The 4,705-nt window shown below is 41.6% G+C and carries 5 protein-coding genes; 2 read left to right on the forward strand and 3 right to left on the reverse strand.

What is annotated here, in order from left to right:
- Positions 1 to 332 precede the first annotated feature (332 nt).
- Entirely contained in the window at positions 333 to 998 is a 666-nt protein-coding gene (mutH, locus tag BCU12_RS05495; protein ID WP_102403353.1) for a DNA mismatch repair endonuclease MutH, read from the forward strand.
- 59 nt (positions 999 to 1,057) lie between these two features.
- Here mutH and BCU12_RS05500 read toward each other — a convergent pair whose 3' ends face one another.
- Complete coding sequence (locus BCU12_RS05500; protein WP_102403350.1) at positions 1,058 to 1,369, reverse strand: DUF6482 family protein; 312 nt, start codon at positions 1,367 to 1,369, stop codon at positions 1,058 to 1,060.
- A 125-nt stretch (positions 1,370 to 1,494) separates the two neighbouring features.
- Here BCU12_RS05500 and BCU12_RS05505 point away from each other — a divergent pair, with 125 nt between their 5' ends.
- Positions 1,495 to 2,529, forward strand: a complete 1,035-nt coding sequence (locus BCU12_RS05505) for an NADP(H)-dependent aldo-keto reductase (protein ID WP_102403354.1) — start codon at positions 1,495 to 1,497, stop codon at positions 2,527 to 2,529.
- Positions 2,530 to 2,567: 38 nt separating this feature from the next.
- On the opposite strand, the gene BCU12_RS05510 is transcribed toward BCU12_RS05505, so the two are convergent.
- A complete protein-coding gene (locus BCU12_RS05510) occupies positions 2,568 to 2,819 on the reverse strand; it encodes a DUF1127 domain-containing protein (RefSeq protein ID WP_102403351.1) in 252 nt (83 codons plus the stop codon).
- A gap of 526 nt (positions 2,820 to 3,345) precedes the next feature.
- Positions 3,346 to 4,683 carry a cyclic-di-GMP-binding transcriptional regulator VpsR gene (gene vpsR, locus BCU12_RS05515; RefSeq protein WP_102403352.1) on the reverse strand — a complete coding sequence of 446 codons (1,338 nt, stop codon included), beginning with the start codon at positions 4,681 to 4,683 and terminating at the stop codon, positions 3,346 to 3,348.
- Positions 4,684 to 4,705: the final 22 nt, after the last annotated feature.

Below are 4,705 nucleotides of genomic sequence, written 5' to 3' on the forward strand. Positions count from 1 at the left end.
AACAATAGCTTAATTTAAATTCACGTTGATAGCAGATCTTTTGAGACAGCTAATAGAAAACGAACCAACATGATGGTCAAAGATCCACCAACGATTAGTTTATCCACAAAACATCGCTATCAAGTAAGGCCATTTCAATATTTCAAGAGATTCCCCGACCCAAAAGACCTGTTAATTTATACATATTGATGTCTTTTTCCATCGGATACTTTTCTCTTGTGGATAAGTTATAGAGCGATGATCTTTTGACCTTAATGATCAATTATTACCCCCATTACCAAATGCTTGAGTTTTGTTATGATATCCAACTAATCCTGTCCTATCTGCACACTATGAAACCTGAACCTACATCTGAAACCGAATTAATGGAACGAGCTCAAGCTATTGCCGGATTATCAATGCAAGATCTGGCGGACGAAGCGAACATCGACGTTCCAGAAAACTTAAAACGTGATAAAGGCTGGGTTGGACAGCTGCTAGAATGGCACCTCGGCGCAACAGCAGGGAGTAAGCCTCAACAAGACTTTGAAGCCTTGGGAATCGAATTAAAAAGTATTCCAATTGGGTATAGCGGTAAACCATTAGAAACGACCTTCGTTTGTGTTGCGCCTTTAATAGGTGTTCAAGGTCTTAACTGGGAAAGCAGCCATGTGAAAAACAAGCTATCGCGCGTCTTATGGGTTCCTGTCGAAGGAGAACGTGAAATTCCATTGGCAGATAGGCGTGTGGGTTCGCCACTGATCTGGTCACCATCAAAAGAAGAAGCTCAACAACTGAAAGATGATTGGGAAGAACTAATGGAATTGATTGTACTTGGAAAGGTAGAGCAAATTACGGCAAGGCATGGTGAAGTCCTACAGCTAAGACCAAAAGCAGCCAATGGTAGGGTTCTCACTGATGCTTTCGGTGCGAGTGGAAAGCCTATCAAGACTCGTCCACGAGGGTTCTACTTACGGACTCAATTTACCGCAAAGCTATTAGAAAAACACTTTATATAGCTTTGATATATCTAGATCATATATTTCTCGCACTCATAGAGTCATGTGCTTATCAGTAATTAATGCATCGCAAGAGAAAGCTCTATATCACTGTATAAAGGGCTATTTTCACTTCCAAATTCATCATAAGCATTGTGTAAGCGCAAAAAGGCTTTATCAATTCCAAGCCTGACGAGCTCTTCTTTCACTTGCTCTAACGAATCAAAATGGATCGGTTCTTCATCCAGCTTAATAGGTTCGAGCTTATGCTTATATTCGACGGCTATCTGATACTGCGACAGATCCGCACATCCAATCACAAACACTTTCGGTGTTTGGTATGAGTCTTTGTGAAATCCGTGAATCCATTTATCCAATTGTCTTTTCTGCATAAGTACCTCCATTTACAAGTCTAGACAAAGAAATTACTTTTGCGAATTTTGAGCGCTATCGGTTTGATCCAAGGAAGGATTCACCTATATTGGAGCAATATGAACGAGATCAACAAGGACGTGCAATGCAATACACCAAATTGCCACACTCAAGTTTAGAGGTCAGCAAAATCTGTTTAGGCACCATGACCTTTGGTGAACAGAACACCCAAGCAGAGGCTTCAAGCCAATTAGACTACGCCCTTGAAAGAGGTGTGAACTTCATTGATACCGCTGAGATGTATCCAGTCCCCCCCCAAAAAGAGACGCAAGGGTCAACGGAAAGCTATATCGGCCACTGGCTAAAGCAGTCTTCAAAACGTGAAAAAATAGTCCTTGCGACAAAAGTTGCAGGGCCAAGGAATGTTCCTTACATACGCGAAAACATGAAGCTTGATCGGAAAAATATACATCAAGCGATTGATGATAGCCTAGCTCGTTTGAATACCGATTATATTGATCTTTACCAACTGCATTGGCCCCAGAGAAAAACCAACTGTTTTGGACAACTCAATTACCCAGATTCAATGGAGCAAGAAGAAGTCACACTGATCGAAACTCTAGAAGCGATGACTGAACTTGTGAAAGCAGGAAAAATTCGTTATATCGGTGTATCGAATGAAACACCATGGGGCGTAATGAGCTTGCTTAGACTTGCTGAGAAACATGATCTGCCAAGGATCGTATCGATTCAAAACCCTTACAACCTACTCAATAGAAGTTTTGAAGTTGGCTTATCTGAAATCAGCCACTATGAAGGTGTAAAACTACTCGCTTACTCCCCTTTGGCATTTGGTTGCCTAAGCGGGAAGTACCTTAATGGCCAGCGTCCAAGCGATGCTCGTTGCAGTCTTTTTGAGCGATTCGTTCGGTATTTTACCCCCCAAGGGATTGCCGCTACACAAGAGTATGTCAATCTAGCGCATGAACACTCCATTGACCCAGCACAAATGGCTCTTGCCTATGTAAATCAACGTCCTTTTGTTGCATCAAATATTATCGGAGCAACCAATCTAGACCAGCTTAAATCAAATATTGACAGTTTAGATGTCGTACTTTGTGAGGAATTACTTCAAGAGATACAAAGGGTTGGTACGACATATTCCAACCCTTGTCCTTAATGTTTGATTAGGGGTAGGTGAAGCGCCTACCCCACTTTCTACGTTGGTATTCGCGCACTTAGTACTCGACGTAGGTGACGAACACGACGTTCAGCTTTAACGGCTTCTGGCTCGCTAAATCCTAACGGACGTCCATCGGTTGCTAGTCCAATATCTCTTAGAAGATGTTCATTCTCCCATGGGATACTGTAAGCGCTTCGACGTAGTTTTTTTCTCCACTCTTGCTCTTCTCTGCGTAGATCCGCTCGAACAAGTACAGTGGCAAGTTTTAGATAAATTGAATGACGCATGATAATTCTCCAGTAATTAAACGTAATCGTTTGTGATAATTAACTGAGAAAATGGCGTTGGGATAGTGTCTATTGATTTCCCTGTTTAGCTGCCATTTTCCGCAGCCAAGACAAGGATACGGATCTATTTTTTAGTCGGTTTACAGCGATCTGATGCCATAACAAATTTACGGGCATCCCAAGCGTTTAGCGTGGTTAGAACGGTAGAGATACAAACAAAATGAGTATTAAATTGATGTTTCATTTGTGCCTCCTAACTAATTAATAAATCCAAAGAAATGATTGATGTAGAGCTTATGTCCACGGTTAAATTCTATGCAATTATGGTTATAATTCAACCTCTGTTTATAAAATCCACACAAAACATTTTTTTAATCTAGTTTTTAAGAAGTCTAACTCTGAATAACAATACATTCACACGATCAATAACTAATTTACAACATAATAATTGGCATAAAAAAACCACTCAAATCTAGAGTGGTCATTTTATTAATTGAAGATCAGTTGTTTACGTAGAGAAAGACAACTAAGACATACTGTCTTCTGTAATAAGGTTATGCTTATTCAACAATCGATACATCGTTGCACGCGAAACGCCAAGCTCTTTCGCAGCAATGGATACCTGCCCTGAATGAGACTCTAATACCAATAACAATGCGTCTCGTTCGCTCCGCTCACGAATGCTTTTTAGACTGCGCTTTCCATCATTACGTTTAGGTAACTCGAGCTGCGCTTCACCGATCATTACGTTATCAGACATAAGCACAACACGTTTGATTTGATTCATCAGCTCTCTTACATTTCCTGGCCAATGATGACGGGTCAAGTCTCGAATTGCATCTTCAGTAAAGCTGCGTGCTTGAGCGTTGAACTCTTTCGAATATTCTTGCAAGAAATGTCGAGCCAGTAGCGCCACATCGCCGGCGCGTTCTTTCATACTAGGAACATTGATGCGCAGCACATTGATATAGTGATAAAGCTCTTCATTAAAGTCACCATCAATCAATGCCTTCTCAATGTCTGAAGAGTTTGCAGCAAGAATGCGGACATCCACCTCTTTTCGACCAGATGGAGTATCAACCATGCCATCCTGTAGAAATCGCAGTAGATTCAGCTGTTGGCTCTTTGGCAGTGTTAAAATATCATTGAGCAAAATAGTCCCGCCATCCGCTCTTTCTAGCATTGAAACCTGATTGTTATCTTCTTGCTCAATACCAAAGAGATCGCACTCAATTCGCCTTTCAGACATCGCTCGACAATTAACAGAAATGAATTCTTTTTGCGATCTCGCTGAGGTCTTATGTATCGCTCTAGCTACGGTTTCTTTGCCGGTGCCATTCTCACCATAAATGAGAATCGATACATCGGTTGGGCCTATACGCTTAATTTGATCGCGCAATCGCTTCATTGGAATGGAATCACCGATCAACCCCATATCATTCGTTGCACCATAATTAGGCCATACTTTTTTCTCAAGCTTCAGCATGCCTAGCTGATGGCCAATAGTATTCAGTAGCTGAGCATCCGGGATAGGTGAGGTAAAGAAATCAATACAGAAGTTAACAATGAATTGGCAAATCGTATCGGAGCTGAGCTGGGATTCTCGAATGAATGCAAGCCAACGAACCTGTTTGTGTTTGCTTACTAAATTCGCGATACCATTAAGGCTAAATTCATCGTGACTAAGGTCCACTATACCGATACATGGCCCAGTTTCACTAAAAAGTGCGTCCGCCTTACGAAGATCAGCGCACAAAGTGCATCGCCAACCGACCTGCTCCAACACTGAAAGCCAAGGTTCGTATGTCCCACCAACAACGACAAGTGAACCAGGGACAGAATCCATGCGGAATTGACTACCCATTTCTATGTTCCTTATATTGATT

The organism is Vibrio sp. 10N.261.55.A7 (assembly GCF_002877365.1).
Classification (GTDB): Bacteria; Pseudomonadota; Gammaproteobacteria; order Enterobacterales; family Vibrionaceae; genus Vibrio.

What these genes read in the sequence shown, in the direction of transcription:
- mutH (WP_102403353.1), top strand. Translation starts at nt 333, where the DNA reads ATGAAACCTGAACCTACATCTGAAACCGAATTAATGGAACGAGCTCAA.
- BCU12_RS05500 (WP_102403350.1), bottom strand. Translation starts at nt 1,369, where the DNA reads ATGCAGAAAAGACAATTGGATAAATGGATTCACGGATTTCACAAAGAC.
- BCU12_RS05505 (WP_102403354.1), top strand. Translation starts at nt 1,495, where the DNA reads ATGCAATACACCAAATTGCCACACTCAAGTTTAGAGGTCAGCAAAATC.
- BCU12_RS05510 (WP_102403351.1), bottom strand. Translation starts at nt 2,819, where the DNA reads ATGCGTCATTCAATTTATCTAAAACTTGCCACTGTACTTGTTCGAGCG.
- vpsR (WP_102403352.1), bottom strand. Translation starts at nt 4,683, where the DNA reads ATGGGTAGTCAATTCCGCATGGATTCTGTCCCTGGTTCACTTGTCGTT.